This window comes from Nocardia amamiensis NBRC 102102 (genome assembly GCF_001612745.1).
Classification (GTDB): domain Bacteria; phylum Actinomycetota; class Actinomycetes; order Mycobacteriales; family Mycobacteriaceae; genus Nocardia; species Nocardia amamiensis.
This window is the reverse complement of the sequence record NZ_BDBA01000117.1, coordinates 13857-40587: the sequence shown is the minus strand read 5'-3', so window position 1 is coordinate 40587 and position 26731 is coordinate 13857. Positions and strand designations below refer to the sequence as shown.

General features: G+C 67.0%; 33 protein-coding genes. 28 read left to right on the top strand and 5 right to left on the bottom strand.

Translation table 11 applies throughout. The annotated features are described in order from the left end of the window. A partial coding sequence (locus NA4_RS39300) for a helix-turn-helix domain-containing protein (RefSeq protein WP_157129212.1) occupies positions 1 to 211 on the bottom strand: 211 nt, incomplete at its 3' end. Positions 212 to 528: 317 nt separating this feature from the next. Between NA4_RS39300 and NA4_RS21960 the strand changes: the two genes are divergently transcribed. From NA4_RS21960 to NA4_RS21950, 3 genes are read left to right on the top strand one after another with little or no spacing between them, the layout of a single operon-like run. Beyond that, entirely contained in the window at positions 529 to 912 is a 384-nt protein-coding gene (locus tag NA4_RS21960; protein WP_067473063.1) for a hypothetical protein, read from the top strand. Continuing rightward, the gene (locus tag NA4_RS21955) at positions 909 to 1841 is read left to right on the top strand and encodes a hypothetical protein (RefSeq protein ID WP_067473059.1); all 933 of its coding nucleotides are present in this window, start codon (positions 909 to 911) and stop codon (positions 1839 to 1841) included. Before NA4_RS21960 ends, NA4_RS21955 begins: the two co-directional genes overlap by 4 nt. Next, positions 1838 to 2176, top strand: a complete 339-nt coding sequence (locus NA4_RS21950; RefSeq protein WP_067473056.1) for a hypothetical protein — start codon at positions 1838 to 1840, stop codon at positions 2174 to 2176. The genes NA4_RS21955 and NA4_RS21950 overlap by 4 nt, the downstream gene beginning before the upstream one ends. Before the next feature lie 71 nt (positions 2177 to 2247). On the opposite strand, the gene NA4_RS21945 is transcribed toward NA4_RS21950, so the two are convergent. Both NA4_RS21945 and NA4_RS21940 read right to left on the bottom strand, forming a co-directional pair. Continuing rightward, the gene (locus tag NA4_RS21945; RefSeq protein WP_218022334.1) at positions 2248 to 3165 is read right to left on the bottom strand and encodes an SUMF1/EgtB/PvdO family nonheme iron enzyme; all 918 of its coding nucleotides are present in this window, start codon (positions 3163 to 3165) and stop codon (positions 2248 to 2250) included. Between the two features lie 66 nt (positions 3166 to 3231). Beyond that, on the bottom strand, positions 3232 to 4017 hold the full coding sequence (locus tag NA4_RS21940; RefSeq protein ID WP_245671531.1) for an aminotransferase class IV family protein: 786 nt from the start codon (positions 4015 to 4017) through the stop codon (positions 3232 to 3234). A 161-nt stretch (positions 4018 to 4178) separates the two neighbouring features. Between NA4_RS21940 and NA4_RS21935 the strand changes: the two genes are divergently transcribed. The 25 genes from NA4_RS21935 to NA4_RS21815 all read left to right on the top strand — a co-directional run bounded on the left by NA4_RS21935 (position 4179) and on the right by NA4_RS21815 (position 25122). After that, complete coding sequence (locus NA4_RS21935) at positions 4179 to 4610, top strand: hypothetical protein (protein ID WP_157129211.1); 432 nt, start codon at positions 4179 to 4181, stop codon at positions 4608 to 4610. 84 nt (positions 4611 to 4694) lie between these two features. Next, entirely contained in the window at positions 4695 to 5222 is a 528-nt protein-coding gene (locus NA4_RS21930) for a hypothetical protein (RefSeq protein ID WP_157129210.1), read from the top strand. A gap of 168 nt (positions 5223 to 5390) precedes the next feature. Beyond that, positions 5391 to 6611: a cytochrome P450 family protein gene (locus NA4_RS21925; RefSeq protein WP_067473042.1), complete on the top strand. Its 1221-nt coding sequence runs from the start codon at positions 5391 to 5393 to the stop codon at positions 6609 to 6611. A 9-nt stretch (positions 6612 to 6620) separates the two neighbouring features. After that, positions 6621 to 7919, top strand: coding sequence for a cytochrome P450 family protein (locus NA4_RS21920; RefSeq protein WP_245671530.1), 1299 nt, complete (start codon positions 6621 to 6623; stop codon positions 7917 to 7919). After that, positions 7909 to 8289: a hypothetical protein gene (locus tag NA4_RS21915; protein ID WP_067473037.1), complete on the top strand. Its 381-nt coding sequence runs from the start codon at positions 7909 to 7911 to the stop codon at positions 8287 to 8289. Before NA4_RS21920 ends, NA4_RS21915 begins: the two co-directional genes overlap by 11 nt. 153 nt (positions 8290 to 8442) lie before the next feature. Continuing rightward, positions 8443 to 10326, top strand: coding sequence for a hypothetical protein (locus NA4_RS21910; RefSeq protein ID WP_067473034.1), 1884 nt, complete (start codon positions 8443 to 8445; stop codon positions 10324 to 10326). Positions 10327 to 10342: 16 nt separating this feature from the next. Beyond that, complete coding sequence (locus tag NA4_RS21905) at positions 10343 to 11350, top strand: nucleoside hydrolase (protein ID WP_067473031.1); 1008 nt, start codon at positions 10343 to 10345, stop codon at positions 11348 to 11350. Continuing rightward, a complete protein-coding gene (locus NA4_RS21900) occupies positions 11347 to 11571 on the top strand; it encodes a hypothetical protein (protein ID WP_067473028.1) in 225 nt (74 codons plus the stop codon). The genes NA4_RS21905 and NA4_RS21900 overlap by 4 nt, the downstream gene beginning before the upstream one ends. Continuing rightward, positions 11568 to 12407: an SAM-dependent methyltransferase gene (locus tag NA4_RS21895; RefSeq protein WP_084497329.1), complete on the top strand. Its 840-nt coding sequence runs from the start codon at positions 11568 to 11570 to the stop codon at positions 12405 to 12407. Before NA4_RS21900 ends, NA4_RS21895 begins: the two co-directional genes overlap by 4 nt. Further along, positions 12404 to 13618 (top strand): NAD(P)-dependent oxidoreductase, encoded by a 1215-nt coding sequence (locus NA4_RS21890; RefSeq protein ID WP_067473023.1) that lies wholly within the window; start codon positions 12404 to 12406, stop codon positions 13616 to 13618. The genes NA4_RS21895 and NA4_RS21890 overlap by 4 nt, the downstream gene beginning before the upstream one ends. A gap of 95 nt (positions 13619 to 13713) precedes the next feature. Beyond that, positions 13714 to 14028: a hypothetical protein gene (locus tag NA4_RS21885; protein ID WP_067473020.1), complete on the top strand. Its 315-nt coding sequence runs from the start codon at positions 13714 to 13716 to the stop codon at positions 14026 to 14028. Beyond that, the gene (locus tag NA4_RS21880; RefSeq protein ID WP_084497328.1) at positions 14025 to 14759 is read left to right on the top strand and encodes a TetR/AcrR family transcriptional regulator; all 735 of its coding nucleotides are present in this window, start codon (positions 14025 to 14027) and stop codon (positions 14757 to 14759) included. The genes NA4_RS21885 and NA4_RS21880 overlap by 4 nt, the downstream gene beginning before the upstream one ends. Then, positions 14756 to 15415, top strand: coding sequence for a hypothetical protein (locus tag NA4_RS21875; RefSeq protein WP_067473013.1), 660 nt, complete (start codon positions 14756 to 14758; stop codon positions 15413 to 15415). Before NA4_RS21880 ends, NA4_RS21875 begins: the two co-directional genes overlap by 4 nt. 404 nt (positions 15416 to 15819) lie before the next feature. Further along, entirely contained in the window at positions 15820 to 16233 is a 414-nt protein-coding gene (locus NA4_RS21870; RefSeq protein ID WP_067473072.1) for a 6-pyruvoyl trahydropterin synthase family protein, read from the top strand. A 4-nt stretch (positions 16234 to 16237) separates the two neighbouring features. Then, positions 16238 to 16954, top strand: coding sequence for a 7-carboxy-7-deazaguanine synthase QueE (locus NA4_RS21865; RefSeq protein ID WP_084497327.1), 717 nt, complete (start codon positions 16238 to 16240; stop codon positions 16952 to 16954). Beyond that, positions 16951 to 17460 (top strand): phosphoribosyltransferase, encoded by a 510-nt coding sequence (locus tag NA4_RS21860; protein WP_067473008.1) that lies wholly within the window; start codon positions 16951 to 16953, stop codon positions 17458 to 17460. Before NA4_RS21865 ends, NA4_RS21860 begins: the two co-directional genes overlap by 4 nt. Continuing rightward, positions 17457 to 18299: a class I SAM-dependent methyltransferase gene (locus NA4_RS21855; RefSeq protein ID WP_067473005.1), complete on the top strand. Its 843-nt coding sequence runs from the start codon at positions 17457 to 17459 to the stop codon at positions 18297 to 18299. The genes NA4_RS21860 and NA4_RS21855 overlap by 4 nt, the downstream gene beginning before the upstream one ends. After that, positions 18296 to 18985 (top strand): dTMP kinase, encoded by a 690-nt coding sequence (locus NA4_RS41490; protein ID WP_218022333.1) that lies wholly within the window; start codon positions 18296 to 18298, stop codon positions 18983 to 18985. The genes NA4_RS21855 and NA4_RS41490 overlap by 4 nt, the downstream gene beginning before the upstream one ends. Then, positions 18975 to 20009 carry a radical SAM protein gene (locus NA4_RS21845; protein ID WP_067472997.1) on the top strand — a complete coding sequence of 345 codons (1035 nt, stop codon included), beginning with the start codon at positions 18975 to 18977 and terminating at the stop codon, positions 20007 to 20009. The genes NA4_RS41490 and NA4_RS21845 overlap by 11 nt, the downstream gene beginning before the upstream one ends. Beyond that, a complete protein-coding gene (locus NA4_RS21840; protein ID WP_067472994.1) occupies positions 20006 to 21112 on the top strand; it encodes a DegT/DnrJ/EryC1/StrS family aminotransferase in 1107 nt (368 codons plus the stop codon). Before NA4_RS21845 ends, NA4_RS21840 begins: the two co-directional genes overlap by 4 nt. Before the next feature lie 88 nt (positions 21113 to 21200). Continuing rightward, complete coding sequence (locus NA4_RS21835) at positions 21201 to 21977, top strand: dTMP kinase (RefSeq protein ID WP_067472991.1); 777 nt, start codon at positions 21201 to 21203, stop codon at positions 21975 to 21977. Between the two features lie 53 nt (positions 21978 to 22030). Further along, complete coding sequence (locus NA4_RS21830; protein WP_067472988.1) at positions 22031 to 22720, top strand: HAD family hydrolase; 690 nt, start codon at positions 22031 to 22033, stop codon at positions 22718 to 22720. Continuing rightward, positions 22717 to 23673 (top strand): phosphoribosylaminoimidazolesuccinocarboxamide synthase, encoded by a 957-nt coding sequence (locus tag NA4_RS21825; protein ID WP_067472985.1) that lies wholly within the window; start codon positions 22717 to 22719, stop codon positions 23671 to 23673. The genes NA4_RS21830 and NA4_RS21825 overlap by 4 nt, the downstream gene beginning before the upstream one ends. 88 nt (positions 23674 to 23761) lie before the next feature. Further along, a complete protein-coding gene (locus tag NA4_RS21820) occupies positions 23762 to 24460 on the top strand; it encodes a 3'-5' exonuclease (protein ID WP_067472982.1) in 699 nt (232 codons plus the stop codon). Between the two features lie 20 nt (positions 24461 to 24480). After that, a complete protein-coding gene (locus NA4_RS21815) occupies positions 24481 to 25122 on the top strand; it encodes a mycothiol-dependent nitroreductase Rv2466c family protein (RefSeq protein WP_067473069.1) in 642 nt (213 codons plus the stop codon). Between the two features lie 36 nt (positions 25123 to 25158). Here NA4_RS21815 and NA4_RS21810 read toward each other — a convergent pair whose 3' ends face one another. Both NA4_RS21810 and folE read right to left on the bottom strand, forming a co-directional pair. Then, a complete protein-coding gene (locus tag NA4_RS21810; RefSeq protein WP_067472979.1) occupies positions 25159 to 25713 on the bottom strand; it encodes an NUDIX hydrolase in 555 nt (184 codons plus the stop codon). Between the two features lie 305 nt (positions 25714 to 26018). Then, complete coding sequence (folE, locus tag NA4_RS21805; RefSeq protein ID WP_067472976.1) at positions 26019 to 26651, bottom strand: GTP cyclohydrolase I FolE; 633 nt, start codon at positions 26649 to 26651, stop codon at positions 26019 to 26021. Between the last annotated feature and the right edge of the window lie 80 nt (positions 26652 to 26731).

The following is a 26731-nucleotide window of genomic DNA, read 5'->3' as shown; positions in this document are numbered from 1 at the left end:
CAGCGACTGTCATGCTGACATCGGCGGCAACCCGGCGCTGTCCGGTTTCGATCCTGGTGAGCAGAGTCCGATCCATCCCCACGTCCTTGGCCACCTGCTGGATCGAGAGGTCCTGATCCTGGCGCAGGCCGCGCAGGGCATCACCGAGGTGAAGCCTCCGACTGTAGGGCGAAACCCGATCACCGTTGGCTACGACCGATCCTTGCGACAACGGTCACACCTCCTTCATCGCACAGTGACGAGTTGTCACACCAGACTGCTGTCACAGCATACAACCTCGGGTTTTCCCGTCATTTCGCCGATTCCGTTGCACGCTGCTTGTCACTGTGCCACTCTGACACAAAGCAATGCAGCGTGATTAGCGTTATGCAAGTCACTTTGCTGGGGATCGCTCGGAGTGCAGGTGGGACTGATGGCGGCAAAATTCGTGTGCGACATCGCTTGGGGCCTTGCGCCTGCCCGCTCCGCCGCAGGTGTGATGGCGGGCGTCGGCCTAGACCGCGATCAGCGGATGGATCGGGGTGTGTGATGGCAGTCGCGACCACCACCACCCGCATTGCTAGCGACCGTTCCGGGGTGTTCGCCGTTTCGGTGGGTCACGGCAAGTGGGTCACCGAGCGCCTGCGCGGCCGGACGTTCACCACAGATCAGGCGCTTAGCGTTGTCCAGTTTGCGGACGAGGTTGTCTTCGGAAGAGAGTTGGCGCCGTTCGACAATCCGATCTGGGCTGAGGCATTGGATTGGGTTCGGATGGTCGGTCTGTCGATCCGCGAAGCTGTGATTCTTCTTGAACTGCCGTGCGACCCGCGCGAATTGCCAGCGGTGTTGCCGCTGGGTGGAGATATCCCGGAGCCGCCGGAACAGTCGGCTGTTACGCAGGGGCGGCGCTTCAGAATCGGACGACGGCGATGAGCGCGGTCCGGGGCGTCGAGGACCTAGAGCAGGTGAGCCAGACGCTCGGGATCTTCGGCTACCTGCGGTATCCGTTGGTTGGGCAGCAGCGAGCCGAGTTCGTGAGGGCGATCGAGGAGCGGGCGATGTCCTGCGGTGGGCCGCTGCGCGATGTGTATTTCGAGGCAGCGTCGCCGGTGGCGATGTTGTGGACGCTGCTTCAGGGTCTAGATCGCGACTGGGGCGGGGACGTGGTGTCCGCGGTGACGGAGTACGCGCGGGCCGATGGCGTCGATGTGCGGGATGTGCTCGACGGCGGCCGGGTGGCGCCGGTGCAGTGGCGAGCGCTGGTCGCTGAGCTTGATCGGCTCGGCGGGGGCTGGATCATCATGCCCTCTCCTCGCGATCTCGACGGGCTCGGCGAGCCGAGACATGTTGTGCTGCAACGACTTGCCGCGATGAATGTGCACGTGGCGTATCTGCGCGGCGGCGCCAGTGCTCCGGAGCCAGGTCAGCGGCGTGCACCCGCGCTGGTGAGCGAGGGCACCGAAATCGGTCAGTTCAGGGTGAGCGCGTTCGGCTTGGCGATCGAGGTGGCGAAGCTGAGCGCGCAGATGTATCTGAACCGCGCTGGTCTGGCGTACCTGGTCGACGCGGTAACGGATCTGCTAGGCGATCTGATCGGGCGGCGGGTGGAAGACACGCTCGTCCCGGGCCGAACGAACGAGATGACGGTGCAGCTGCTGCGGAGGTCGGACTCGTTGGTCGTCGTGGTCAGTGAAACTCATGACCATCTCGGCGAGCCGGTCAGCGCGACGGCCCGCGCGGTCTGCGGGTTGGACGGCGTCGAGCAGGCGCAGGCCCCCGACGGGGGCACGGTCACTCGTTACCGGGTGGCGTTGACCGAGCCCGTCGCTTTCGAGTCGGCCGCGATCCGGAGGCCGGCATGACCATCGTGCGGGCGTACGGGATCGTGCGCAGCGACTTGTCCGGGGATGACACCGAGCTGGATGCCGCGCGGGTTCGAGACCTATCGGGGCGGCGTGGATTCGATCTGTGCGCAGTGCGGATCGAGCATGGTGATGCCGATTTCGGGTTGTTGCTGGCGACGTTGGCGCCGTCGCACATCAGCGTGCTGATCGTGCCGACGGTCGCGCATGTGACCGGCTGGCTGGATGCGGTGCGGCAGGACGCGAGCGTGTGGACGGTGCGGCCAGCGGGCTGCTGGCCGCGTTTGGATGCGCCGGGCACGGTCTCGGAGTTCGTCCCGGCGGGGTCGGCGTGAGTGCCGGGGTGCGGCTGAGATGGCCGCTGGGCGATCCGCCGACCGATGACAGGGAACGCTGGGGGACCGGCTCACATTTTGAGTCCGATTGCAGCACAGCGGAATCCGGTGTCGTCATCGCACATGAGGTGATTGGCGTCGTTGAACGCTGCTGGTCGGGCGGCTTCGAGGAGGCTGCTGAAGGACGAGCCTTTGAGCTCGAAACGGCCGGGAGCCGATTCGGTCGACAGCCATTCCCAGACATTGCCGCAGAGATCGACCACTCCCCACGGCGAGACGGAGGATTTGTAGCAGTCGACCGGTGTGGTCGTGCCGGATTGGTCGAAGACTTTGCAGTTGCATTTGGCCGGCGTGACCTGGTTGCCCCACGGCCAGGTGGCGCCGGAGGTGCCGCGGGCGGCTTTCTCCCACTGCTGCGCCGTGGGCAGTTGTTTGTGGGCCCAGCGCGCGTAGGCGGTGGCGTCGTCGTGGGTCACCCATACGACAGGGTGATCGGCAATGGCGGGGGGTGGCTGGCCGTTGTCCCAGTGCCGGGGTGCTGGATACCCGGTCGCGGTCACGAATGTGGCGTAGTCGGCGTTGGTGACCGGGTAGGTATCGATGTGGAATCCGGGCAGCCAGACGGGTTGGTCCATCGGTCCGGACAGGAAGACGCCTTCGGGGATCCAGGTCATGGAGCGGCCGTCGACGGGGTGGCGGATGCGGTCGGGCTGGATGAGCTGGTCGCTGTCGGGGGCCTCGCCGATCGCGTCGGCGGGGACGACGGTGAGGAATCGCGTCAGCTCGTCGGGGGTCAGTCGCGACAGGGAGGTGTCGAGCGCGGCCTGATTGACCGGCCGGGGCTTGATGTCGGCTCCCTTTTTCTCCCACTTGGAGACCATGCGTTCGCTGACGCCGAGGTGTCCGGCGAATTCGATCAGAGACATTCGCCGGGCCTCGCGCAGCGCGGCAACATCGGCTCCCGTCCACGGCCGAACCAAGCTTTTCATCTACAGCGTCGCCCCTTCTCGATCTGGTGGGGACCGAGCCTACTGGGAGCCGGGGGCAGTGGTGGGCTAGAGCTGTTGCGGCGGAATGGATTCGTACGCTTTCCGGAGGATCGACACCGCGTCGTGCTCGGGCCATTGGGTGTCGTCGATGCAGGACACGGCGCGCACACCGGTCGCGGCGTTGGTGGCGACGACGCCGGCGTAGTCGCCGAGCTGGGCAAGGGTGACGCGTTCGGTCACCACGTCTTCGTCGAGAACCTGGTTGAGCAGTCGCATCGTGGTGCCGGGGAGAACTTCGGCGCGCGGCCACACCAGGTGACCTTCGCCGGTGATGAATCCGATGTTGCTGGTGGCGATTTCGCTGATCGAGCCGTCGCCGGCGGTGAACACGACGTCATCGAATCCCTGACGCTGGGCGGCTGCGCGCTGCGCGAGGGCACCGAAGAGTCCGATGTGCTTGACCCTGGGCAGATCTCGCGAGTACACGACCGATTGCAGGCGCAACGGCGTCGACGGCACGGCCGGTGCGTGGCGCATGGAAACCAGCACGTGCGGGTCGGCGGGGGCGCCGGGTTTGGACAGTTCGAGCGCCGGATCGTAGATGGTCACTCGGATGACTACCGGCCCGTCGGCGTCGCGGATGGCGTGCCGCACGTAGGCGCGGACGCGCTCGGGATCGAGTTCGGCGTTGAAGACCGTGAGGCTGTCTCGGGTCAGCCGATCGAGATGCAGTTCGAGGCCGCGAACCGCGCCGCCTTCCTCGACCCGCATCGAAGTGAAGTGGCCGAGTCCGACCAGCGCCAGCGGAGCGAGGTCGTCCACCGTGACCGGCACGCCGTTGAGTTCCATCATGCCGCCAGTGTCCCACCGGCTAACCGATGCGCAACAAGGGCCCGGGCGCGAAGTTCGGTGAAAGTTCAGTGCAGTTCGGTGCCGGTGCAGTTCCGGCTCACACCCGTTGTGCCGATGCTGAAGTGCATGAAAATCGCGGAGCGTGACGCCCGGGAGGCTATATGACTACCCGCGCGCTCGTCCCGGGGAATCGAGTCCTACCGGATTGGCACGAGCTGTGGGCGGCGGTGCGCGGCAGTCGCGGACTGGACACGCATCCGGTGACGGCCATCGCCTCCGGCTTGGCGCGGACGCACCGTCTCGCGCTCACGAGGGACAGCGCGCTGGTCGCTCGCCGCCGTCTGGGGTTGATCTGGGCGATTGATGCGTGGGTGGCCGAGCACGTCCGCACTGCTGACCGGCGGGTCTCTATCGGCACCTACATCGACAAGCTGTCCGCGGCCGCGGTCGCTGCCGATGAAGCGGTTCGACACGAAGGCGCAACAGGCGATGTCCTGCACGAGGTCTTCACCGAAGCAGCCGAGTGGGCGGCCGGCTGGACCGAGATCGTCGATACTGCGGCGCCACGTACCTACCGGGCGGGTTCTGGATGAACGGACTACACCTGCCCGAGTCCTGCCGGATCTTCAAATCCGTTGTTCTTCTTGCCATTTCATGCATTCGTTGATGGAGGTCTCGTGACAACAGCAACAGTTCCGCCACAGCTCGATGTCGGCGTGGAACCTCACCCACGGCCGGGCGCGGGTAGCGCGCTCGCGACCGGTGAGTCCTTCGCGGAGTGCAAGCGTCGATACGACCAGCTCTACGGCCCGACACATCTCGACAGCACCTTCAAGGCGATAACCGTTCGCGCGAACCGCTTCGTGGCGCTGATGGTGCGCGGCGAGATCGCCGACGCTGTGGCGGAAGCCTTACCACGGCGGCCGTTACCCATCTTCGGACTGCGCCGGGGAATGCGGGTCGTGATGACTGCCCCTCCGGCACTGGATGACGACCTGCGCAGGTGTGAGGCGGTCCTGTTCGGTGCCGAAGTGACGATCGTCGGACACGGGGCGGAGTTGGCGTTGCCGACGCCGGGCAACGAGTCACGCTACTGGCTGGACGGCCTGCCGGTGGATTCCTGGTTGCCGTCTTACCGCGAGGTTGTCGACGCGATCGGCGCCAAGACTGCCCGCACCCGCGGTTTGCCGGCGGCGTCGCGGTGAGCCGCCCTCCTTCGGTCGTCGGCCGCGGCATCGACTCGCGCAATTCGACCAGATTGCGGCGGTAGCTATCTCTTCCAGCTTCCGCATCACTGTGCGCTGAACGATCTCATCGACACATCAGCCGCTGCGCACAGATTTCTTTTCCCTCAACACGTTTGGAGTATTTCTGTGTCCACACCACCTGGCTCCGGCCGGTGCCCGATCGAGCACGGCCCACCACCGAGGAGCGCTCCGTCGTTTCCGATCGCCGGGCAGGAATTCGCCGCGGATCCGCACGCCGTGTTCCGGAACATGCGGTCGCGGCACTCGCATCTGGTCCCGGTCGATGTGGGTTTCCCGGCGACGCTGGTGATCGACTACCGGCTCGGGTTGGAAATCCTCAACAATGAGGATCGCTATCCCACCGAGCCGGTGGCTGGATCGCCGGCGCTGGCCTGCCTCGGGCCCGGACGCGATGCCTTGCATACCCGTGGTGACGGTCGTCGGCGACTTCGCCGTGCGATATCGGACAGTCTTGCCCGGGTCGACACGTTGGCGTTGGAAAAGACGGTTGCCCGCGCTGCGGTCGGGCTCGTCAACAGCTTCTGCGAGGCCGGTGAGACGGATGTGGTGGCCTGTTTCGCCATTCCTCTCGTGGCCGAGGCTTTGCATGGTGTGTTCGGGATCGCCCCGGAGGTCGGCGGGAAGATCATCGATGCTCTGCTGGCGTTGCAGTCCGCCGATCCTGCAATCGCCGCGCGGGGCCGTTCGATGCTGCGTGAAGTGGTGGTCGACACGGTGCTGGCCAAGCGTGCGTACCGGGACGCCGATGTCACCTCGTGGCTGATGGAGCATCCGGCGGAGCTGTCGGACGAAGAGATCGTCGAGCAGCTGCTGTTGTTGTGCGAGTTCATCGCACCGACTTGGGCGTTGATCAGCAACGCCGTGCTGCTGGTGATGACCGACGAACTCGGCGGCGATGTGCTCGGCGGAGCGCTGTCGGGTCAAGACGCCATCAATGAAGTGCTGCACAAGAATCCGCCGGTAGCTGTCGCGGCGCCACGGTTCCCGCGGCAGATGCAGGTCCTCGACAACATCGGCACGCTGCCCGACAACTGGCCCCTTCTGGTCGGGCTGGCGGTCTGCAACGCCGATCCCGCGGTGATGCGCGAGGACCGCAGAGGCAACCGCGCGCACCTTGCGTTCGGCGCCGGAGCGCACATGTGCCCGGCCGAACCGATCGCGACCTTGATTGCGCGCTCGGCGTTGGACCAGCTGCTGGATGCACTGCCGGATCTGGAGCTCGCCGTGCCCGAGAACCACCTTGTGTGGGTGCATGACCCGTTCAGCCGGGCTCTGGTCTCACTTCCCGTGCAGTTCCCGCCCTCGAAACCCTTCCCGCTTGCGTAGAGAGCGTTGATGATGCAGCAACAGCCCGCGGTCGACGGTGCCGCTTCCCTCTCGATCGAACAGGTCGGGCCCCGAATCAGTTTGCACACACCGGAATTCGCCAGCAACCCGCACGAAATCTACCGCTACATGCGAGACAACTTCGGGCCGCTGGTGCCGGTGCTGCTTGCACCGGGGGTCCCGGCGACCCTGGTGATCAGCTGGCACACCGCCAGGCAGATCCTGGGCGACGACGGCCATTTCCCCGCCGACCCGCGCGCCTGGCAGGACGGAGTGGCCGACGACTGCCCGATCAAACCGATGACGCTGTGGCGGCCCAACGTGCTGCACGCGGTCGGCGCGACCCATTCTCGTCTGCGCGAGGCGATCAATGACGCCCTGGCCGGTGTCGATCCGCACGCGGTGCGGACGGAAGTGATCTGGAGATCGGAAGACCTGATCGATGGGTTCTGCCAGCGCGGGCGCGCGGATGTCCTCGGCGAGTTCGCGCATCCGATGGTGTTCGGGGTCTTCAACAACCTGATCGGCTGCTCGGACGACACCGGTGCACAGGTCGCCGACGCAATGGCGCGAATGTTCAACGCCACCAACGACACCGAGACCGTCGAACAGGACCTGGCACGGGCACTCGGCCAAGTCGTCCGGCGCAAACGGATCCAACCCGGGAACGACATCACCACGCGCCTGCTGACATTCCCCGCCGACCCGAGCGAGCACGCGCCGCTGTCGGACGAAGAGACCATCCATCAGCTGGTCCTGCTCTACGGGGCAGCAATCGAACCGACGGTCAACCTGATCGCCAACTCGGTGCTGCACATGATCACCGACGACCGATTCACCGCCAGCACAACAAATGTCAGCTCCACGATCACCGACGCAATGACCGAGGTCCTGGCCTTCGACCCGCCGATGGCGAACTTCTGCCTCACCTATCCACCCCGACCCACCCTCGTCGAAACCCAGCCAGACGGGCAGCGCATCTGGCTGCCAGCGAACCAACCCGTCCTGATCAGCCTCGCTGCGTGCAACAACGACCCACGCATACAGAAGGACCGGACAGCCAACGACTCGCACCTGGGATGGAGCACCGGGCGACATGCATGCCCCAAGGATGCGCGAGACCTCGCGAAACTCATCGCCCACACCGGCATAGAGAGGCTGCTCGACGCCGTTCCCGACCTCGTTCCGGTCAATCGTGAACCGGTCTGGCGCCCCGGTCCCTTCCACCGCGCAATGGCCGAATTCCCAGTCACCTTCCTGCCCGCACCCCCGATGCACCCCACCACCAGGAGCCATCATGACCGCTGACCAATCCCTGACGGCCACCCTCGACCCCGCCGGCGTCGGCATGACGCACGAGACCATCGACACCTACTTGGCCACACTCACGTTGACCGCCCCGCAGGCGTGGACCCTGTGTGACATCCTTCCGCCCGCCCAACAGCTGGACCACCGGTGGTGGGACGACGCACCCAAGCAGCTGGCGGCCGTGACCCGCGCCAGAGCCCTCGAACCGCATCACAGTGAGCGGTGGGGAGTCGATCACGCCGATCTCGCCACGGTCTGCGAAAGCCTCGCTCCACCACAAGCAGTCGCGCTCGTGGACGCCGTTGTCCGGGCCCGATCCGCCCCAGGGGACTACGTCGAGGCGCTACGAGCAGTCGGGCTGCTGCGCTGACCTCGGGGCGGACTGGATCGCACCGATCCGGCGCGCCCGGCTTGCCCACCATTCACATCCACACGAAGCCATGGGGCTCACAGCAATTCGGCGACACACCAACCGGCCACCCATACCGGACGTGGCGCCGGCAGCACCGCGAAGGGAATCGACATGACCACCACCGATCCCACCACAACCACCGACAAAGCCGACACCACCTCCCACGGCTGCCCCGTCGACCGACACACATCAGTCATCAGCGCGCTGGGTGCTGCGTTGTTCGGCCCGACCACGCAGAGACGAGCAGAGGTGCGTGAGGCCGCCGCCGCGCTCGGCTACCGGCCGAAGCCGAACCAGACCTACATGCAGAAGGCGGTGCGCGGGCCTGAGCAGTTGCGGCAGGTGATCTCCGACATCGACGGATCCGCGGTCGCGGTCGCCACCGACGACGAGCTGCGAGGTCTGCTGTGCGAGGAAATCGCCGTGCTGGCCCCGCAAGGGCTGACACCGCTGACCGGACACCTGGATCTGGCGATCGGCGCGATCGCCGCACTCGGCAACGGATCGGACTATCAGCAGCAGATCCTCGACGATCTCGATCGCGGTGCTGTTCTCGGCCTGGCCGGCATCACCGAGGTCGGCGGCACCAACGGAAACGACTGCCGCACCCTCGCGATCTGGGATTCGGGCTCCGGGGGCCTGTGGCTGCGCACCCCGGATCTGCGGGCGTGCAAGTTCAAGCCCAACGGCAAGTATCCGGGGTTGCCGACGATCATGGTGGTCACCGCCCGCGTGATCGTCGACGGCCGCGACGAAGGGGTGCTGCCGATCCTGCTCCGTCTGCACGACGGCACCGACTTCGCGCCCGGAGTCGAGGCGGTTTTGCTTCCGGAAGGCATCTCGACACTGCCTCACTACATGTTCCGGTTCCTTGACTTCTGGGTGCCGAAAGACGCTGTGCTGGGCGGTGATTGGGTACGCATCACCGACGACGGACGGTTCGAATCCGACGTGCCGGTGCCCGAGCGGTTCCACCGTGCGAGCATCCCGCTGGGAGCTGGGCGACTCGACCTGGCCCGCGCCAAACTCGCCGCAGCCCGCGCCGCGGTCTGGGGACTGCACAGCTTCGCGTCGCAACGTGGCGGTCATCAGTTCGATCCGCCCCAGCCGGGGCGGCAGATGATCGACCGGGATCCGGTCCAAGCCGATCTGGTCACGGCCGTCACCGCGCTGTACCCGGCGACGATCCTCGCCCGCCAGCTGGGCACCATGCGATCTGCCGCCGGCGCTGACGCGATCGAGACGATGGTGTGGGCGATGATCGCGAAAGTCTCGTGCACCGTCACCGCCTACGAGCAGGTGCTGATGGCCCGGCTCAACACTGCCGCTCACGGCGCCACCATCAACAGCCGGCTCGGCGAATGGCACGCCAACACACTCGGCGCCATGATCGCCGAAGGCGTCATCCAAGCCATGCAGGTCAAAGCCGGACGCCTGCTAGCGAAGACCGGGCAACTTCACCTCCCAGGAACCCCGGACCAGCTGCCGCCCCTCACCCAGGCACTCACCGAGCGGGAGCGCGTGATCGCGGCGGCGATCCGCGACGGCGATCTCTTGGTTGCCGGGCCGGTGCTCGGATCGGACTCGGCCGCCATCGCTTTGACCAGCGCGGCCGCCGAACGCGCTCTGGCCACCGCCCCCTTGATCGCGGCCGCCGAAACCACCGATCCCGACACCCGGCACCTGCTGACCACTATCGCTGCCGCCTATGCCGCCGACCGTATCTACGCCCACCACGGCTGGTTCAGCGCCCACCGGCATCTGACCCACGCCGTGGTCCCCGACTCCGGCGCCCTCGCGCTCGAGTTGGTTGAGCATCGCCGCACTCTCGCCCGACGGCTCGCGGACCTGGTCGGTGCCTTCGACGTCCCAGACCTTCCCGGGTCGCCCCTGTCGGGCCCCGACTACACGCGCCCCTGGCGTGAACTCAGCGGCTGGACCGAGGACAGCTTCATTCCCGCGGACGCACCCCTGCCCAGCAGTCGAATCGATTGAGACTCAGGAGATTCCATTGATTGATATCCATTCCGCGGCGCCGCCGATGACGCGGCTGCCCGTCTGCATCTGCACCGACCTGGGCTACGACCCGGACGATTTGCTCGCGTTGGTCATCGCGGCCGCGGCGTTGCCGCTGCGGCTGGTCGTGACGTCCGACGAATTCGGTGGCGGCGAGCGCGCGCGGTTGGCGCGGTATCTGCTCAACCTCTGCGGGCGGACCGGCGTCGTTGTGATCGCCGGGGAAGAAATCGAGGGCGCGGAGGCTCGCTGGGTGTGTGACGGGCTGGTTCCGTCGGACTTCCCGCCGTCCTCGATGCCGATTACCGGGTCGACGGTCGAGGCGGTGCGCACGGTGCTGGGCGAGGGCCACCGCGCGGCATGGATCGGGCAGGGCCCGGTCTCGAACCTGGCGTGGCTGTACAAGTGCGCCCCGGAGCTGGCACGGCGGCTGGTGATCACGTTGATGGGCGGCGGACCGGCTCACCTGTATCGCGACCCGTCCCGCGCCAGCCACAACCCGCGGATGGATCCTGCGAGCGCGACCGCGATCTGGACCGCGCCGGACCTGGATCTGCGATTGGTGACCTCGGATGTCACCTTCACCACCGAAACCGAGATCACCCGCGACAGTGAGGTCTATCGGCTGCTCGCGGCCGACAACGCGCCGAAGTGGGCGCGGCTGGTGGCCGACGGGTACAGCAGGTGGTTCGCGCGCAAACGGCCCGGATCGAAAGCGGCCGATCCCATGGCGGTCACCGCGGCGGCGGGGCTGCCGTTCGTGAAGTTCGAACCCGTCCGGGTAAAGATCGGCTCGGATGCCCGAATGCACCTGGACCCGAACGGGACTGAGCTGCGCCTTTCCACGGCCGCGGACTACGCGGGCTTCCGCGGTTGGGTGACGATGGTCGTGCGACACGCCCTCGAGTCCGGGATGGGGTATGACCCCTCGCTGATCGGGCGGCTGCCGAGTGCACCGGGCCCGGCAACGGCAGGGGCGGCATCGATCGGTAGCTGGTCATGACCGCCGGCGAGCTCCAGCGCGATTACCTGGACCAGGCGTTGCTGCCGCACGTGAGGTCCAACCTCTACGACTGCTGGACCGACCCGGGCGTGCTGTCACTCGAGCGAGCCGAGCGCGCACATCAGCTGCACCTGCACTGCTCGTCGGACTGCCGTGTTCGTACCCGAGCAGATCAGTGCCTCAACCCGCTCGCTCGGCAGGGATCGGAGGACGCCGGATGAGCAGCCCACAGGATGTCCAGCCCCGGCGTCCAGAGCCGATGGACATTCACGACCCGAGCCGGGCGCATTGCGGGCGGGTCCACGATTTCCTGCTGAACGGCGGGAAGGATTCGTACGAGGTGGACCGGGAGGTCGGCGATCAGATCGTGCGCGAGTGCACCGTCTTCCAGCAGTCCGCCCGCGCTGCCCGCTTGTTCCTGGTGCGCGCCGTGCACCACTTGGCGGCCGAGTGTGGAATCGGTCAGTTCGTCGAACTCGGCTCGGGCTATCCATGCCCACCGAATCTGCACGAGGTCGCGCGCAGCAAGGTGCCCACGACGCGCACGTTGTACCTGGACTCGGACGCGGTGATCGCCGCGCACGGTCGGGCGCTTCTCGCGGATGAGCACAACGTGTTCGTCCATGCGGACTTGACCGACACCAGCACTGTCGTGCAGGAATTCGCCAAGAATATGAATCTCACTGCGCCCGTGGCAATTTGCCTCGGATTCGTCGCCGAGTTCATCGCGGATCCGCGGACTGTGGTCGCAGCCGTGTCGGCGGTGTTGCCAGCGGGGTCGTACGTGATTCTGAGCCATGTCACCAGCGACGTGGACGCCAAGGAGGTCACGCGCGCCGCGGAGATCTATCGGGATCACGGCATCGAGTTCTGGCCCCGTCCGCGTAACGAGATCGGCGAGATTCTGTCGGGCTGTGAACTGATCGAGCCCGGCTTGGTGGCGTCGAATAAGTGGCGACCAGATCCGGAGGTCGATTCGGCGCATGCCGCGCGGCTCGGCTGGGATCCGGCCTCGATCGGTGAGATCTGCTTGGCGGCGGTGGGGAGGGTCCGATGACCTGCCTTCACATCCCGCGATCAATCCGTATCCAGCGCGAACAACGGCGGGCGAACGACGCGCCGGCGACCGAAGGGGAGTTGCACAGACGCATGCTCAAGGGAGCGACATTGGACAGCCCGGACGTTCTGGTGGTCGATAACGGCCACTTGAAGGCGACGTGGCCATTCCTGGGTGATCGACTGCGTAATGGTCTGGTCAGCCGGGATTTCACGGTGATGTGGGAAAGCCTGCCCGCTGGCAGGTCGTTGCGCGAGATCGAGGGGATTGCGGAGGCACCCGCGCTAGTGCTGCTCGACGTCGAGCCCGGTGCCGAGGACATCGCGGCGATGCCGCGGCTGGGAGTCGTCGCGGGAGTTACCGGGACCGGCCCGGCGGTGGCGCCGCAGCTGGCCGCCCGGGGCATCCCCTACGTCGACGGGTCGCGCGGTCACAGCTATTCGCGGGCGGAGATGGCGGTCGCGTTGACGCTGTCGGCGCTGCGTCAGCTGCCGGGCTGGCATGTCAAGGTGGCGGTCGAGGGTCCTGCGGCGTGGCCGCTTCCCAGCTGGCAGTTTAGCGATCACCTCGGTTACGTGAGCGGCACCTTGCGCGGCAAACACGTCGTCGTGGCGGGTCTGGATCCGGTGGGAATGCACGTCGCCGACCTGTGTAGCGCGTTCGGCGCGGTGGTGTCCGTCGCCGATCCAGCTGCCGAGGACATCGACTTCACCGTCTGCGATGTGCAGCGGGTAGGAATCGACGAGATACCCCAGACCGGCGACATCCTCGTGGTGGCCTCCAGCGGGCCGGAGCTGCGGGTGCCCGCCGGCGTGGTCAACCGCATGACGCCGGGCTCGCTGGTGGTCACCATCGACGGCGCCGGGATCGACCTGGCCGCGGTGCGCGCCCGCGTCCTGCATGACGAGCTGGCATGGGCGACCGACGTGTACGAGACCACGCCGGTCGCGTTGGATGATCCGATCCTCGGTCGCGACAACGTGATTCACACACCGGCGGTGGCCGGGCGAACCCGCGACGCGAATCATGGTGTCGCTGATGTTCTGGCAGAAAACGTGATTCGTGTTCTGCGCGGCGGCCAGCCGTGGCCGTGGGACTGCATTCCTGCTGCCCGGTCAGCCGCGGAACGGACGGACTCGGCCGGTCCTCCGGAGGTTGGGGCCGTCTCGTTGACGAATATCGTCCCCGGGATCGAAGCAGGCCGATGGTAGGGGCGGCGGTTCTGGAGCGGTCTTCTCGGAGCGGTGCTCTGTGTCAGCGAGCTGCTGATGTGCCGTCCAGCGGGGTCGCTAGTTCGGCGGGTTTCGTGCTCAGCGGGGTTCAGGTGCTGGTTCTGCGCGCGCTGGCCAGTGCGGAGGGCGGCCTGACCGCGGGGGAATTGGCGGCCGCGACCGCTGGTGCCCGCACGATGCCGGTCGCGCCGGCAGTAACAGCGCTGGAGGCTCGGAGCCTGGCCTGTGGGCACGAGGGGTCAGGTGCCGGGCGGCATACGGCGTGGGCTTGGTCGCTGACGGCTCTGGGGCGGCGCACCGCGCAGGCGATGAGGGTGGTTGAGGGCTCCGGCGCGGTCGTCAAGGTGGAGTCCGTGCGGACGAACTCGGCGGAGGCGAGGCAACGGTGAGCGCCGACATGGCGGAGCCGCCGTGCTCGCAGCCCCAGCAGCAGATCACTCGAGACCGTCTTCTTCGCTCGGCGGGTCAGTTGTTCATGGCCGAGGGGTTTCACACGACCTCGGTCGACCGGATCGCCGCCCATGCCGGGTATAGCCGCGGTGCGGTCTTCGGGACCTTCAACGGCAAGGCCGAGATGGGTGCGGCGGTGCTCGACGAGATGTACCGCCACGTCACCGACTGCATGCGTTTTGTCCGCGTCAGGACGGTGGAACAACTGGTCTCCACCGTGACGACGTGGGGGTACCTCGCGGTGAGCCGGCCCGGCTGGATCCGGCTGGAACTGTCGCTGGCCGGGCCGTCGGCTCCCGCCCGATCGGTGCCGCTGACGCGACTGATCTCGGCGCTCGGCGGCTGGTTCACCTGCGCCGCCGAAGACATCGGCGTGCCCGCGACCGACGGCGAAGAAGCGGCGTACGTGCTGATGAGCACGCTGGCCGGCCTCCTCACGAACTACCCGGATCCAACCGACATCACGACGGGCTTGGTACGCCAGCGCGTCGAACTCGTGGTGTTGAACACCTTCATTCATTACGCAGCAGCCGAACTGCGCGACAGCGGCTGCGCCAGCGAGGTCGCCCGTGTGATGCCGCGCGGGTGCGTCACGACAGGACGAGCCTCCCACCGAGCCGACCAGCTCGGCCCCGAACCAGACGTCGATTGGATGGAGACCAAATCATGAGTAACACAACGAATCTCACGAATCCGCACAAGCCCTTCGGTGATCCCGGCCGATCCAGCGGTCCCGAAACGCCGACGGTGGCCGCGGTAGCAGTCACACCGCTGGGGATCGGACTGGTGTACGTACGGTTCGACGCCCAGCAACCGCACGACCTCGGCGCGGATCATCGCGGTTTCACCTTCGGCTATGAATTGCTGGTCAACAGCACTGCCGAGCAATTCGGTCCTACCCTCGCTCTCGACGAGCGAATGGCCGAGTGCGACCTGTACGCGGAGGTGATCACCGGCCACGATCTGGCAGGCGCTCTCAAGCCGCTGTGCACGGCAGCAGTCGAAGGTCAGATCGAGCTGGTGAGCGTGGACAACTACGCGATGTTGTGGCCGCATCGCAGGGAGCTGCCGGACACCGACGATGTCTCCGCGTTGATGGTCGACACGGCATTCGATCTGGACATATCAACGCCGGACCTGCGCGAGACCTGCGCAGCAGCGAAGTTGTCGAGCTGGTATCTGGATCCGGCACGCGACAGCTGGCGCGGACCGATCACCGCGGCGTTTGGGTCGGCGTTGTTGACCGCCCGATCGCTGGGCTGGTGCTCGTGGCAGACGCTGGACCTCGACCCGCTGGTCACCGAGTCGGCACGCGAGTCGCGGTAACAGATCGTGGCAGCGCAACAGCGACGCCTCGAAGTACTCGGCCCGGTCGCCCTATGGGAGCCACTGTCTGTGGCCGTCCGGAGCGCGCAGCTTCGTGATGCTCACGGACGCGATAGACGCCACCCACCCATAGTGGGCACCCCAGCTCGCCTCTTCGTCGGCATGAAGGTGGTCGTCCAGGACGCCGAATTGATCCGTCAGCGCACCGAAGACGTCGTCCCCGTGGAGCCAAAGAGCATGGTCACAAGCTCGGACCTACTGCCGAGTGGTGGATTGCACTGTGGGTGCGGCATGTCGCTGCCGAGCGAGGGCGGAACACCTACTCGCAGTGAGTTCTTCGCAGGGCGGTTCGTTCCTAGCCTCGAATGGGACCGCATCTCGAATCGTTGGGGAAGCAGGGCGGCATGAAAACAACTCCCGATAAAACAGGTCGCTACACGATCGCAAAAGCCTTCACGTTCAGCGCAAGTCACGAATTGCACCACCTCCGGCCGGGGCACAAATGCGCTCGCAACCACGGCCACAACTACACGGTGACGGTGAGGGTGAGCGCGGACCGGCTCGACGAATTCGGTTTCGTCACCGACTTCGGTGACCTCGCGGCCTTCGGCGGCTATCTGACGGAGCACTTCGATCATCGCTTGCTCAACGACGTCGTGCCGTTCCCGCCGACCAGCGAACTGCTCGCCGCTCATCTGGGCGAGTGGTTCATCGAGCATGTGGAACCGACCATTCATGGCCGCCTCGTGTCGGTGCAGGTCAGCGAGACCCCGACCTCGTTCGCGGTATGGGAAAGGACAACCTCCGATGACGCATGACACGATGCTGCCCGATCCGGCGATCGGGCCCGGCGAGGTGAGCGTATTGCTGGCCGAGAACTTCGTCTCGGTACAGGGCGAGGGGCCTTACACGGGCCAGCACTGTGCGTTCGTGCGGTTTTCCCGCTGCAATCTGTCGTGCTCGTGGTGCGATGAAAAGCGCACATGGGACTGGACGCAATACCGGCCCGACGAGGTGAGCCGCCGTATGCCGGTGGCGGCAGTGGCCGACTGGGTGCGTGAGTCGGGGGTAGATCTGCTGGTGATCACCGGCGGCGAGCCGATGATTCAACAACCCGCCATGATCGCTCTGGCCGAACAGGTCCGCCCCTCGGTGCGGGTACAGGTCGAGACGAACGGCACGCAGGCACCGACACCGCATTTGGCTCAGCTGGTGGACTTGTGGGTAGTCAGCCCGAAACTGGCGCACTCCGGGGTGGCCTATAGCCGCCGAATCGTTCCACCAGCACTGGAGGCACTGCGGGATTCGGGCCGCCGAGTCGCGTTCAAGTTCGTCGTCACCGACAACCCGGCGGCGGACTTCGCCGAGATCGACGCTCTTGCAGCTGATCTCGGGCTCGACCCGGTAACGATTTGGGTGATGCCGGAAGGCGAGACCGCCCACCGCGTCGCGGCCGGGGTGGAGCAGCTGCGCGAGCCGGCCGCAGCACGCGGCTGGCAGGTCAGTACCCGGCTGCACATCTTGCAGGGGGTGCGGTGAGCAGCACGGGAACCGCCGAGGTGGCGTTGGATCTGACATGGCCTGCGCTGGAACACCATACGGGCGCGATGGCAGACCGGATCCGTGCCGATGGCGTGCCCGAGGTGATCGTGGGAATTCTGCGCGGCGGCATGGTGCCCGCCGTGATGCTGGCTCATCACCTGGGAGTGCGGGATGTGCGCGGCGTCGAGGTCACCCACACCCTGTCCGACACACCGAACGGCGCCAAGTCTGCGATCCCGCAGATCGCGAACCCCGCATCACTGGGCGCGCTCGCGCCCGGCACCGATGTGCTGCTCGTCGACGACGTGGCCGGATCTGGTGACACCGTCGAGCACGCTGCCCGTCTGCTGCCGGACGCGGGACGGCTGCGGCGGGCGATCGTCGTGGTGAACACAGTCAACTGGTATGCGGCGCACCCGGATTCGGTTGCGCCGGAACACGTTCAGGACTACATCGGCTGCACATGCGCTGGATGGGTCCGTTTCCCCTGGGAGGTCCGATGAACACGATCACCGACACCGCGGAGTTCGAGCGCGAGTTCGGCACCCGGCCCGGCACGCCGATGATCGGCCCATACAGCGTCAACCAGATGGACGACTTCTATGCCGCGCTGGCGCGGGGAGAGGTGAAACCGACGGGGGTGATGAACTACCTGCAACGGTTGTTCATCGCCGAGCGCACCCGCCCCGGTGACCGGGTCGTGGATGTGTGTTGCGGCCGCGGCCTGCAACTGCCGCCGCTGTATCGGTATTGCTCAGCGCTGGGCAGTTACGTCGGCCTCGACATCAGTGCCGCCAACCTGGAGCAGGCCCATCAGCGAGTGGACGAGCTGAACAACCTGTATCCGGAATCGCGGTTCCCGATCGAGTTCTACCGAACCGATGTCGCGGAGCCGTGGCCGGAGCTGGAGCCCGCCGACGTCGCGGTGTATACCTCTGCGCTGGAACACCTTCCGCGCGAGCTGGGCGTGGCCAGCCTCGAGCGCACCGCCGCGGCACTGGCCGACGGCGGGGTGTTGTACCTGTCCACCCCGAACACCCCGGGGGATCCGCCGCGCCGGTTGCAGCACCGGGTCCATGTCTACGAGTGGTCGCACGAGGAGCTGGCGGCCGTGCTCGAGCAGGTCGGGCTAGTGGTGCGCAATATCGTCGGGATCTTGCCGCCGGCGACCACCGAGGCCGCCGAGGAGGCGGTGAAACAGCGGTGGGGATCCGGAGCGCTGGAGTTCTACCGGCACATGGCCGACAACACCCCGGCCGCGCTGCTGGGCCCGGTCACAGCGACCGCGCTGGACACTGCGGCCAGCGAGGTGCTGTACGTATGCGCACGGAGCGAGCAATGACCGCATCAGCGCACAAGCCGTTGTGGGTCAGTCTCGAAGGGCGCAGCGGTGTCGGGAAGACCACAACGGCCCGCGCGGTCGCCGCCATGCTCGGTCCGCGATGCCTGCTGGTGGACGAACTCACCGATCAGCCCGGCGACACGCTCCCCGGGCTGGTGATTGCCGCGCTGGGGGCGGGCGGCGACGACGTCTTCCTGCGCACAGGCCACCCGGTCGCTGAAACTCTGGCGTTTCTCGCATTGCAGGTCCATAAGGCCGAGCGTCTGGCGGGCCGTGACTTGACCGGAGTCGAGGTGATTCTCGAGGATCGGGGTGTCGATACCGTCGCTGCGTGCCAGGCCGCGATTCTGTGCTCCCAGCCCCCAGAGGTGCGGCCGGAATCAGTTGCGGCGCATGTGTTGTCGAGTCTTCGCCGGTGGACTGTGTTTCCGGACGCGACTCTCCTGCTCACCGGGGATCCCGTGGTGTGTACGGCGCGGTTCGCCGAGCGGATCGGCCATCCGCTGACACCGCAGGACGTATCGCTGCTCGATCAGATCGATGCCCTGTACCGCGTCGCGGCGGCCGAGGATCCCGGGCGATACACCTTCGTGGACGTGAGCGACCTGTCGCCGCAGGACAGTGCGGCGGCCGTGTGCGGCATCGTGACCAGACTGCTGGATCGGCGGGTCGCTCATGCCTCGTGACATCACGCTGTTGTGGGGCCTGCGGTCCCCGTGTGCGTTTGCGTGCCCGCACTGCTATTTCGGCACCATCGAGGAGCACAAGACCAATCCACCGGAGCAGGCCGGTGTGCTCTCGCACCTGTCGCGCACCGATTTGCCCGCCGAGGCGATGACCGCGTTCGCGCGCACGTTGGCCGGATCGGATGTCGAGCGGGTGGTCATCGCGGGCGGTGAGCCGCTGGACTGGCCCGGCACTCTCGGACTGATCTCGGTGATCAAGGATGCGGGCTGCGAAGTAGTCGTTGCGACGAACGGTGTCCCGCTGACTCGCCCCCAGGTGGCCCAGCGTCTGGTCGATCTCGGGGTCGACGGGGTCTCGGTCTCGCTGGACAGCGCCGACGCGCACACCAACGATCTGATGCGCCCGTCCCGCTCGGGCCGGTTCGGATTCCGGGACGTTGTGGAGGGCATCGACATCCTGCTGCGCCTTCGCGCCGGCGGGACGGTGCCCAGGGTCGGGATCTACACCGTGGTCACCCGGGCACGTCCGCACGAGATCACCTCGATGGGGCAGCTGGCTGCCGATCTCGGTGTGGACTACTTTGTGCCGCAACCGATCTCCCTTGCACCGGACCACGCCTTGTTCGGCGAGATGTGTCATACCCCCGGCGATGTCGCCGATGTCGGTGAGCACCTGACGCGCCTGTATCGCGACCCGCAAGGGGTGGCGCTGCCCGATCCGTCGTACGTGCGGCGCTTCCTGTCCTCGATCACCACCCAGGAAAACGGCCGCGTCCCGGACTGTTTCGGCGGTGCTCGCCTGTTCTTCGTCCAGCCTGACGGCTCGGTCTGGGACTGCCCGTCCGATCGCCGGATCGCCGCCACCGCACCCGAGCAACACCGCACCATCCGGGGCGCCGACGCGCGCACGCTGTTTGCCACCCGGCCGCCGTGCACGGACTGCTCACTGTTCAGCCGAGACTGTGTGAACATGTGGCCCCTGCTGGATATGCCGCATCTGCTGAACCAGGGAGCGCCCCGATGATGCCGCAAACCTCCACAGGTGCAGGGCCGCTGATGGATCAGCTCGGCCCGGTACTCGAGCAGATGCCTGACCCGAGCGGCGGCCCGGTCGCTGCGGACCTCGAGCGTGAACTGGCGGCCGCGTTCGGTGTCCAGCACGCGGTGTCGGTCTCCTCCGGCACCGCGGCGTTGCACGCCGCGCTGTCCGCGTGCGGGATCGGCCCGGGTGACGAAGTCCTCGTTCCCGCGCTGACCGTCGTGATGACGGTGGCGCCGCTGCACGCGCTCGGGGCGCGGCCGGTGTTCGTCGACAGCGACCCGGCCACCCTGGACCTGGACTACGCCGATGCCGCAGCCAAGCTCACCCCGCGCACCCGGGCGATCATGCCGGTGCACCTGTGGGGCCGGATGGGAAACCCGGAAGCTTTGGGCGCGTTCGCCTTCGCGCATGGGCTCGCCGTCGTCGAGGACGCCGCGCAAGCCGCTGGCACCACCCGCGACGGGCAGTGGGCGGGAACCGTGGGCACGGCCGGCTGCTTCAGCATGAAGGACGGCAAGATCCTGTGGAGCGGGGAAGGCGGGTTCCTGCTGACCGACCGCCGCGAAGTGGCCGAGTATGCCACCGCGTTCCGCAGCCACTGGCTGCCCGCTCCCGCCGGGCAAGCCCCGCTCAGTCGCCTGGCCACGAACTCCCGCCTTGCCGCGCCCTTGGCGGCGATCGCTCTGGCCAACCTGCACCGGATCTCCCACCTGGTGCAGCTGCGCCAGGAACAAACCCGGCACCTGCTCAACGCTGTGGAACACATCCCCGGCCTGACCGCCCTGAGCCCGGCCGCAGGCGAGCAGTGGAACGGGTTCGCTCCGCTGCTGCGTATCGACCTGCCCAACCCCCGGGGGTTCGCTGAACACCTTGCCCGGCGGGGAGTTCCGAACTCCACCGGGAGTTTCCGGCTCGTGCCGTGCGACACCCGGCCGATGTTCCCCAGCCCGGACCGGCCGTGCCGCGGCGCCGCGCAGATCTTGGACCACACCCTGGCGGTCGTGCTCACCGAACGCGACACCGACACCACGCTGGACCAGTACGCCGCGGTCATCGCGCGAGAGGCCGCCACATGGGCGCCGTGACCGACATCGGGCAACCGGCACCGGACGATTCGTCTGAAAGCTGCTCTCAACACCGTATTGTCTCTGCCCCCGAACGGATTCGGATGCCATGACGATCACACCGATACACCAGCATCGCTACTGCACTCGCGGACCGCTGATCTCCATCGAGGGCATCACGGGAGTCGGCAAGACGTATCTGACCCACCGCGTTTTCGACACCCTCGAGGACACGCCGCTGCTGCTCGAGGGGTTCTCCCAGCGGATCGACGGGCACCCGGGACTGGGCAAGGCGCTGCTCGGTGCGTTGCGCGAGGCCAGCGGCGGGGATCCGTTCCTGCGCGGGGGCGCTCCCATTGCCGAGGCCCTGATCCTGCTGGCCATCAAACGCTGTGACCTGGACACCGTCGTGGCCGAGCTGGCGAGCGGCCGGACCGTCGTCGAGGGCCGCAGCGTCGACTCCACCGCGGTATGCCAGGCGCTGCTACTGCACCCCGACAACCCGGACGCGGCCCTGGCGACTGCGACCGACCTACTGGATCTCGCGGCCTCCTACCGGCCACTGCCGGACCTCACGATCCTCATCACCGACGACCCGGCCCGCGCCGTCGCGCGCACCCAGCAGCGCGACGAGTGCGTTCTGACCAGCGAACAGTCCACGTTCATGCACCACGCGGCCGGCCTGTACGAACGAGTCGCGGCCGCCGACCCGGTGCGCTGCCGGGTCCTGGACCGGCGCACCGTCGATGAACACGACGCCGCCGAACAGATCCGGGCATGGATCCACCATGCCCGAACTGATCTGGACTGCGTGCGCGAGCCGTGGCAAGGCCCACGGGCCCGGTGCCTGTGCTGCGGCCACTCCGCGCAGGTGGTCCCGGTATGAGCCCGGCCCCCGCCCGCGCGGCGACCCCGGGTCGGGCACCCGACTGTGGCTGCGTGCCCGTACTTCCCGGCGATGTCGGGGCGCTGATCGTAGATTTCGACGGCACCCTCGCGGACACCAGTGCCGATCATGAGCAGGCTTTGCGAGAAGCGTTGCAGCCGTACAGCATTGATCTTAGTCACCAGTGGTATCGCGACCATATCGGCCTGTCGATCCGCGATCTGCTGTCCCAACTGCCGGGAGCCGGGCACCTGCCGCACGAGCAGATCATCCGGTGGAGCCGGACCCGTCTGCTGGCGAGCGTGCACGCCATCACCCCCATCACCTGCGTGGTGACGCTTGTGCATGCCGCGCGCCGCGCTGGACTGCCCTGCGCGGTCGCCTCGGGCGCCAGCCGGGTGCTGGTCGGTCCCGGACTCAAGGCGCTGGGCCTGGCCGGTGAATTCGCGACCGTCGTCGCCCGAGAGGATGTCGCGCACGGCAAACCCGCCCCTGATCTGTTCGCCGAAGCTGCCAGCCGTCTCGGCGTCGCGCCGAGGGTCTGCCTGGCCGTCGACGACGCCCCCGAGGGCGTGGCGTCCGCCCGCGCGGCTGGAATGCGAGTGCTCACGGTGATCGAAGGCCACCTGGCCCTCCTCGAGGACGGCTCCGAGGCCGCCGCGAACGACGGAATGCCGCAGCACCGCCACGATCAGCACACTCCACCCCATGACGGCACAAGGCCGCCGGACCAGGGAGCATGATGCCCGTACTTCATTCGACCAAGAACCTGAAGATCCTGGATCCGCCCACGCCAGCGCGGGAAGGAGTCGGCGTCTTCGAGTACACGGACCACTTCTCCGTCTTCCACTTCGGGCGCATGCCGGACACCATCCCCGGCAAAGGAGAGGCGACCTGCCGGATGGCCGTGTTCAACTTCGCGATGTTGGAGGCGGCGGGGGTGCGCACGCACTTCCGCCGGTTCATTGCACCGAATCGAATCGAATTCGCGCTCGCGCGTGTCCCGGACCAGCACACTCGGGCCGCCGGGAGCTATCTGATTCCGGTGCAGGTCCTCTTCCGCAATGAGCTGCCCGCGGGTAGCTCCGTGCATCGACGGATCGCGTCCGGCGAGCTGACACCAGCCGAACTCGGCCTGGACGGCATTCCCGCTATCGGCGAAGCGCTGCGGCGTCCGGCTATCGAGTACGCCACGATGCTGGACGAGGTCAACCGGTTCATCCCACCAAGCGAGGCGCAACGCCGCGCGGGTCTGAGCCGGGCGCAGTTCCAGGCGATGCGCACGATCGCGGTCACCGTCAACGACGTACTGACCAGGCGCGCACGCGCTGTCGGGCTGAGCCACAGCGACGGCAAGGCCGAGTTCCTGGTATCCGGCGACAGACGGCTTGTTCTCGCGGACAGCCCCGGCACACCCGATGAGAGCCGCCTTATGTACAACGGGGTGCATTGCGGCAAACAGGTCCTGCGGAACTGGTACGTCCGCAACGGATTCGAAGTTCCGGTCAGCACACTGATCGCCCAGCACATACCCCGGGATCAGTGGCCGCGACCGGCCCGCCTTCCAGCCGAATTCGTGCCGGTGATGTCGGACCTGTACCGCTCCCTGGCTGAGACCTGGACAGGCGAAAAGCATTGGGGCGCACCAGATCTACAAGCCGCGACCCAGGCGGTTGCTCGTCTTATCGGCCGATGAACCAGCGGTCCCCGGGCCCGCCCGCGGGCGTGCTCTCCTCGATCCGGCCGGCGCAGGCCGCCACGACACCTACGAGAACGGTGGACACATGGGCTTGACCGAAGACCCCGCCTTCGCGGCAACGACGTTCGTGGTCATCGACTTCGAAGCCACGACCCCCACGGGCTACCCGGCCCAGCCCATCGAAGTCGCTGCGCTCGCGCTGCGCTACCGGCACGGCGAGTGGGCCACGGTCGGCCGGTACGAATCGCTCATCCGCCCACCGGATTTCGCGCCGGTGACCCCCGCCGTGACGGCCCAGACCGGCCTGACCCCCGAGCAGGTGAATAGTGCGCCCAGCCCCGCCGAAGCGCTGGGCGCACTCGACCGGCGATTCAGCGCAGACACCCCGTACCTGCTGGTGGCGCAGCACGCTGCCACCGAGGCGAACCTCATTCACAACCAGCGGGCACACTGCCCAGCCCTGGCCCGCGTCGACCTGCTCGACACGATTCCGTTCGCCAAGACGATCGTTCCCGGTCTGCGCAACTACAAGCTCGACACCTTGCTCAAGCACTTCGCCGTCCCGATGCCCCCAGACCGCCACCGGGCCGCTGCCGATGTCGAGGTCACCGCACAGGTCTTCGCCCGGCTCATACACGCCGCCGCCGGAAGTTCCCAGATCAGCGATCTCGCGAGCCTGGTGAAAATCGCCGGGCGCACAGCCAAATGCAACATCCCGGTCCAGAGCGGCCTGTTCGACATCGAAGACGTCCCGCAGGAACAAGCCCTTGCGGACCCGAGCTGACAGGAAGGAACGCCGTGGTGATGATTGAGGAACAACCCGAGCGCCAAGGCCGCCAGGAGGTGCCGTTCTGGTTCGATCCGCTGTGCCCGTGGGCGTGGATCACCTCGCGCTGGCTCCTGGAAGTCGAACAGGTGCGTCCGGTGCGCGCGGACTGGCGGATTATGTCGTTGAGCTACCTCAACCTCGTCCAGCGCGAAGGCCAAGGGCTCAGCGACGAGTACCGGGAACTGATGACCACCGCGTGGGGGCCGGTGCGGGTCTGCGCAGCCGCCGCCGCGCACCGCGGCCGTGGCGTCCTCGGCCCGCTGTACACCGCCATCGGCAGCCGCCTGCACAACCAGCGCCGACGCGATGACCCCACGGTCATCACCGAAGCACTGGCGGAGGTGGGCTTGCCCGCCTCGTTGGCGTCAACGGCGACCAGCACGGAATTCGATCAGGGCATTATCGACTCGCATCACGAAGCATTCGACCAGGTCGGCCTGGATGTCGGCACACCCGTGCTCCGTATCGGCGGCACAACGCTGTTCGGGCCGGTGATCACCCCGGCCCCGCGCGGCGACGCCGCCGGACAGCTGTGGGACGGCCTGGTCATGATTGCGAGCACTGATGGCTTCTTCGAACTCAAACGCAGCCGGGACCGCAAACCGTCCTTCGAGTAAACGCGGTGATCGACCGACCGACCCAACGGGGCGTGGTCAGCGGGCTGGAGTGCTGATCGCTCGCGCGATGCGGGGCCCGACACGGCGTTCGGCCTCGGCGAGCGGGTACCACGCGGCGCCGGTTACCTCTGATGCCTGGAGATCTCCGATATCGGCCTGCGTCGTGGTGAAGGCGAATCCGAAGTCCAAATGGAAGTGCGGCGGCTCGTCTTTGTTCGGGCGGGCCGGCACCGCGCCGAACTCGATGTAACTCGGGATCGGCGAGGCCAGCACGACGTGGCTGGGGTCCAAGCCGGTCTCCTCGGCCAGCTCGCGCAGCGCGGCGTCGACGAGCGAGGCATCGGACTCCGGCTCGAGGTGCCCGCCTGGCTGAAGCGTGAGCCCGTACGCGCGGTGTTCCACCAACAGGATCTCTCCATCACGGACCAGCAATGCCCCTGCGGTCGCGTGCATCGGGAATGTCCGGCGCCACGCGAAGTTCTCGCCCCGCCCGAGGAGTTCGATCGGCTCGGCCAGATCCGCGGCCTCGTCCGGATAGATCTCGAGATAGGCCGCGATCGCCTCCGCGATGTCCGAGTCACTGATCGCCACGACGCACCCCCGTCACAGCCGCAGGTCCCTCGGGATTTCCTGCCCGGATGTGAGCATTGAAACGCGACACAGTCAGCTCCGTGGAAAGCGCTTGGCGTACAAGGTCGCCCGTACTGTACAAGCCTGGATCTGGCGGCGTGCGGATACCACGCCGGACACCGATCGAAGGACCCGCAAACGGGGACATTCCGGCGTGGTCACTCGACTGCTGCCAGGCGGCCACGTCACCGCACACTCGGCGAAATCGGTTGGCGCAAAGCAAGACCCGTGATACTTTCTGTGCCCGCTGCCGTTCGGCTGTGACCTCATCGGACCGCGGTGTGGAATTCCTCGCGTCGGCTCGGCTCGTCGAGCAGCAGACCGCGCCACGCCGAGGTCAGAGTGGTCGCGCCGGGCGACTGCGCGCCGCGCATCGTCATGCACAGGTGTTCGGCGCGAACCACCACGCCGACGCCGCGGGCGTCGAGCTGATCGTGCAGCCACCCCGCGATCTGCTCGGTCATCCGCTCCTGAGTCTGCGGACGCCGGGCGAACATCGTCACCACCCGCGCTAGCTTCGACAGGCCGACGAGGCGATCGCCTGGCAGATATCCCACGTGCGCGACGCCGACGAACGGCAGGAAATGGTGCTCGCACAGCGACCTGAACGCGATGTCGCGAGTCAGCACCAGCTGCTGGTATGCCTCGCTATTCGGGAACACCGTGAGGTCGAATTCGGGCGGGCTGAGCATCTCCTCGTATGCCCGCGCCATCCGCAACGGGGTGTCGCGCAACGACTCTGCCGACACGTCCACCCCCAGCGCCGACAACATGGCGGCGGCCGCCGCAGTAGCCGCGTCGAGATCGCGTCCGGCGGTCTCGGCTGCGGTGACGCGCCGCCGTGACGTGCCGGCGGCGGCGAGGTCGACCACGGGTGCGGATGCGAGGTGGTTGAGCATCTGATCTCCTAAACAGCAGCACACGGCACAACGCCCGTGATGAGATGAAGGTGCAGCGTCCGTTCCACCCTAGGAATTCG

What these genes read in the sequence shown, in the direction of transcription:
- NA4_RS21835 (WP_067472991.1), top strand. Translation starts at nt 21,201, where the DNA reads ATGACGATCACACCGATACACCAGCATCGCTACTGCACTCGCGGACCG.
- NA4_RS21960 (WP_067473063.1), top strand. Translation starts at nt 529, where the DNA reads ATGGCAGTCGCGACCACCACCACCCGCATTGCTAGCGACCGTTCCGGG.
- NA4_RS21915 (WP_067473037.1), top strand. Translation starts at nt 7,909, where the DNA reads ATGACCGCTGACCAATCCCTGACGGCCACCCTCGACCCCGCCGGCGTC.
- NA4_RS21940 (WP_245671531.1), bottom strand. Translation starts at nt 4,017, where the DNA reads ATGATGGAACTCAACGGCGTGCCGGTCACGGTGGACGACCTCGCTCCG.
- NA4_RS21890 (WP_067473023.1), top strand. Translation starts at nt 12,404, where the DNA reads ATGACCTGCCTTCACATCCCGCGATCAATCCGTATCCAGCGCGAACAA.
- NA4_RS21820 (WP_067472982.1), top strand. Translation starts at nt 23,762, where the DNA reads ATGGGCTTGACCGAAGACCCCGCCTTCGCGGCAACGACGTTCGTGGTC.
- NA4_RS21840 (WP_067472994.1), top strand. Translation starts at nt 20,006, where the DNA reads ATGATGCCGCAAACCTCCACAGGTGCAGGGCCGCTGATGGATCAGCTC.
- NA4_RS21855 (WP_067473005.1), top strand. Translation starts at nt 17,457, where the DNA reads ATGAACACGATCACCGACACCGCGGAGTTCGAGCGCGAGTTCGGCACC.
- NA4_RS21815 (WP_067473069.1), top strand. Translation starts at nt 24,481, where the DNA reads ATGATTGAGGAACAACCCGAGCGCCAAGGCCGCCAGGAGGTGCCGTTC.
- NA4_RS21845 (WP_067472997.1), top strand. Translation starts at nt 18,975, where the DNA reads ATGCCTCGTGACATCACGCTGTTGTGGGGCCTGCGGTCCCCGTGTGCG.
- NA4_RS21955 (WP_067473059.1), top strand. Translation starts at nt 909, where the DNA reads ATGAGCGCGGTCCGGGGCGTCGAGGACCTAGAGCAGGTGAGCCAGACG.
- NA4_RS21900 (WP_067473028.1), top strand. Translation starts at nt 11,347, where the DNA reads ATGACCGCCGGCGAGCTCCAGCGCGATTACCTGGACCAGGCGTTGCTG.
- NA4_RS21825 (WP_067472985.1), top strand. Translation starts at nt 22,717, where the DNA reads ATGATGCCCGTACTTCATTCGACCAAGAACCTGAAGATCCTGGATCCG.
- NA4_RS21910 (WP_067473034.1), top strand. Translation starts at nt 8,443, where the DNA reads ATGACCACCACCGATCCCACCACAACCACCGACAAAGCCGACACCACC.
- NA4_RS21865 (WP_084497327.1), top strand. Translation starts at nt 16,238, where the DNA reads ATGCTGCCCGATCCGGCGATCGGGCCCGGCGAGGTGAGCGTATTGCTG.
- NA4_RS21935 (WP_157129211.1), top strand. Translation starts at nt 4,179, where the DNA reads ATGACTACCCGCGCGCTCGTCCCGGGGAATCGAGTCCTACCGGATTGG.
- NA4_RS21875 (WP_067473013.1), top strand. Translation starts at nt 14,756, where the DNA reads ATGAGTAACACAACGAATCTCACGAATCCGCACAAGCCCTTCGGTGAT.
- NA4_RS21895 (WP_084497329.1), top strand. Translation starts at nt 11,568, where the DNA reads ATGAGCAGCCCACAGGATGTCCAGCCCCGGCGTCCAGAGCCGATGGAC.
- NA4_RS21870 (WP_067473072.1), top strand. Translation starts at nt 15,820, where the DNA reads ATGAAAACAACTCCCGATAAAACAGGTCGCTACACGATCGCAAAAGCC.
- NA4_RS21945 (WP_218022334.1), bottom strand. Translation starts at nt 3,165, where the DNA reads ATGAAAAGCTTGGTTCGGCCGTGGACGGGAGCCGATGTTGCCGCGCTG.
- NA4_RS41490 (WP_218022333.1), top strand. Translation starts at nt 18,296, where the DNA reads ATGACCGCATCAGCGCACAAGCCGTTGTGGGTCAGTCTCGAAGGGCGC.
- NA4_RS21950 (WP_067473056.1), top strand. Translation starts at nt 1,838, where the DNA reads ATGACCATCGTGCGGGCGTACGGGATCGTGCGCAGCGACTTGTCCGGG.
- NA4_RS21920 (WP_245671530.1), top strand. Translation starts at nt 6,621, where the DNA reads ATGATGCAGCAACAGCCCGCGGTCGACGGTGCCGCTTCCCTCTCGATC.
- folE (WP_067472976.1), bottom strand. Translation starts at nt 26,651, where the DNA reads ATGCTCAACCACCTCGCATCCGCACCCGTGGTCGACCTCGCCGCCGCC.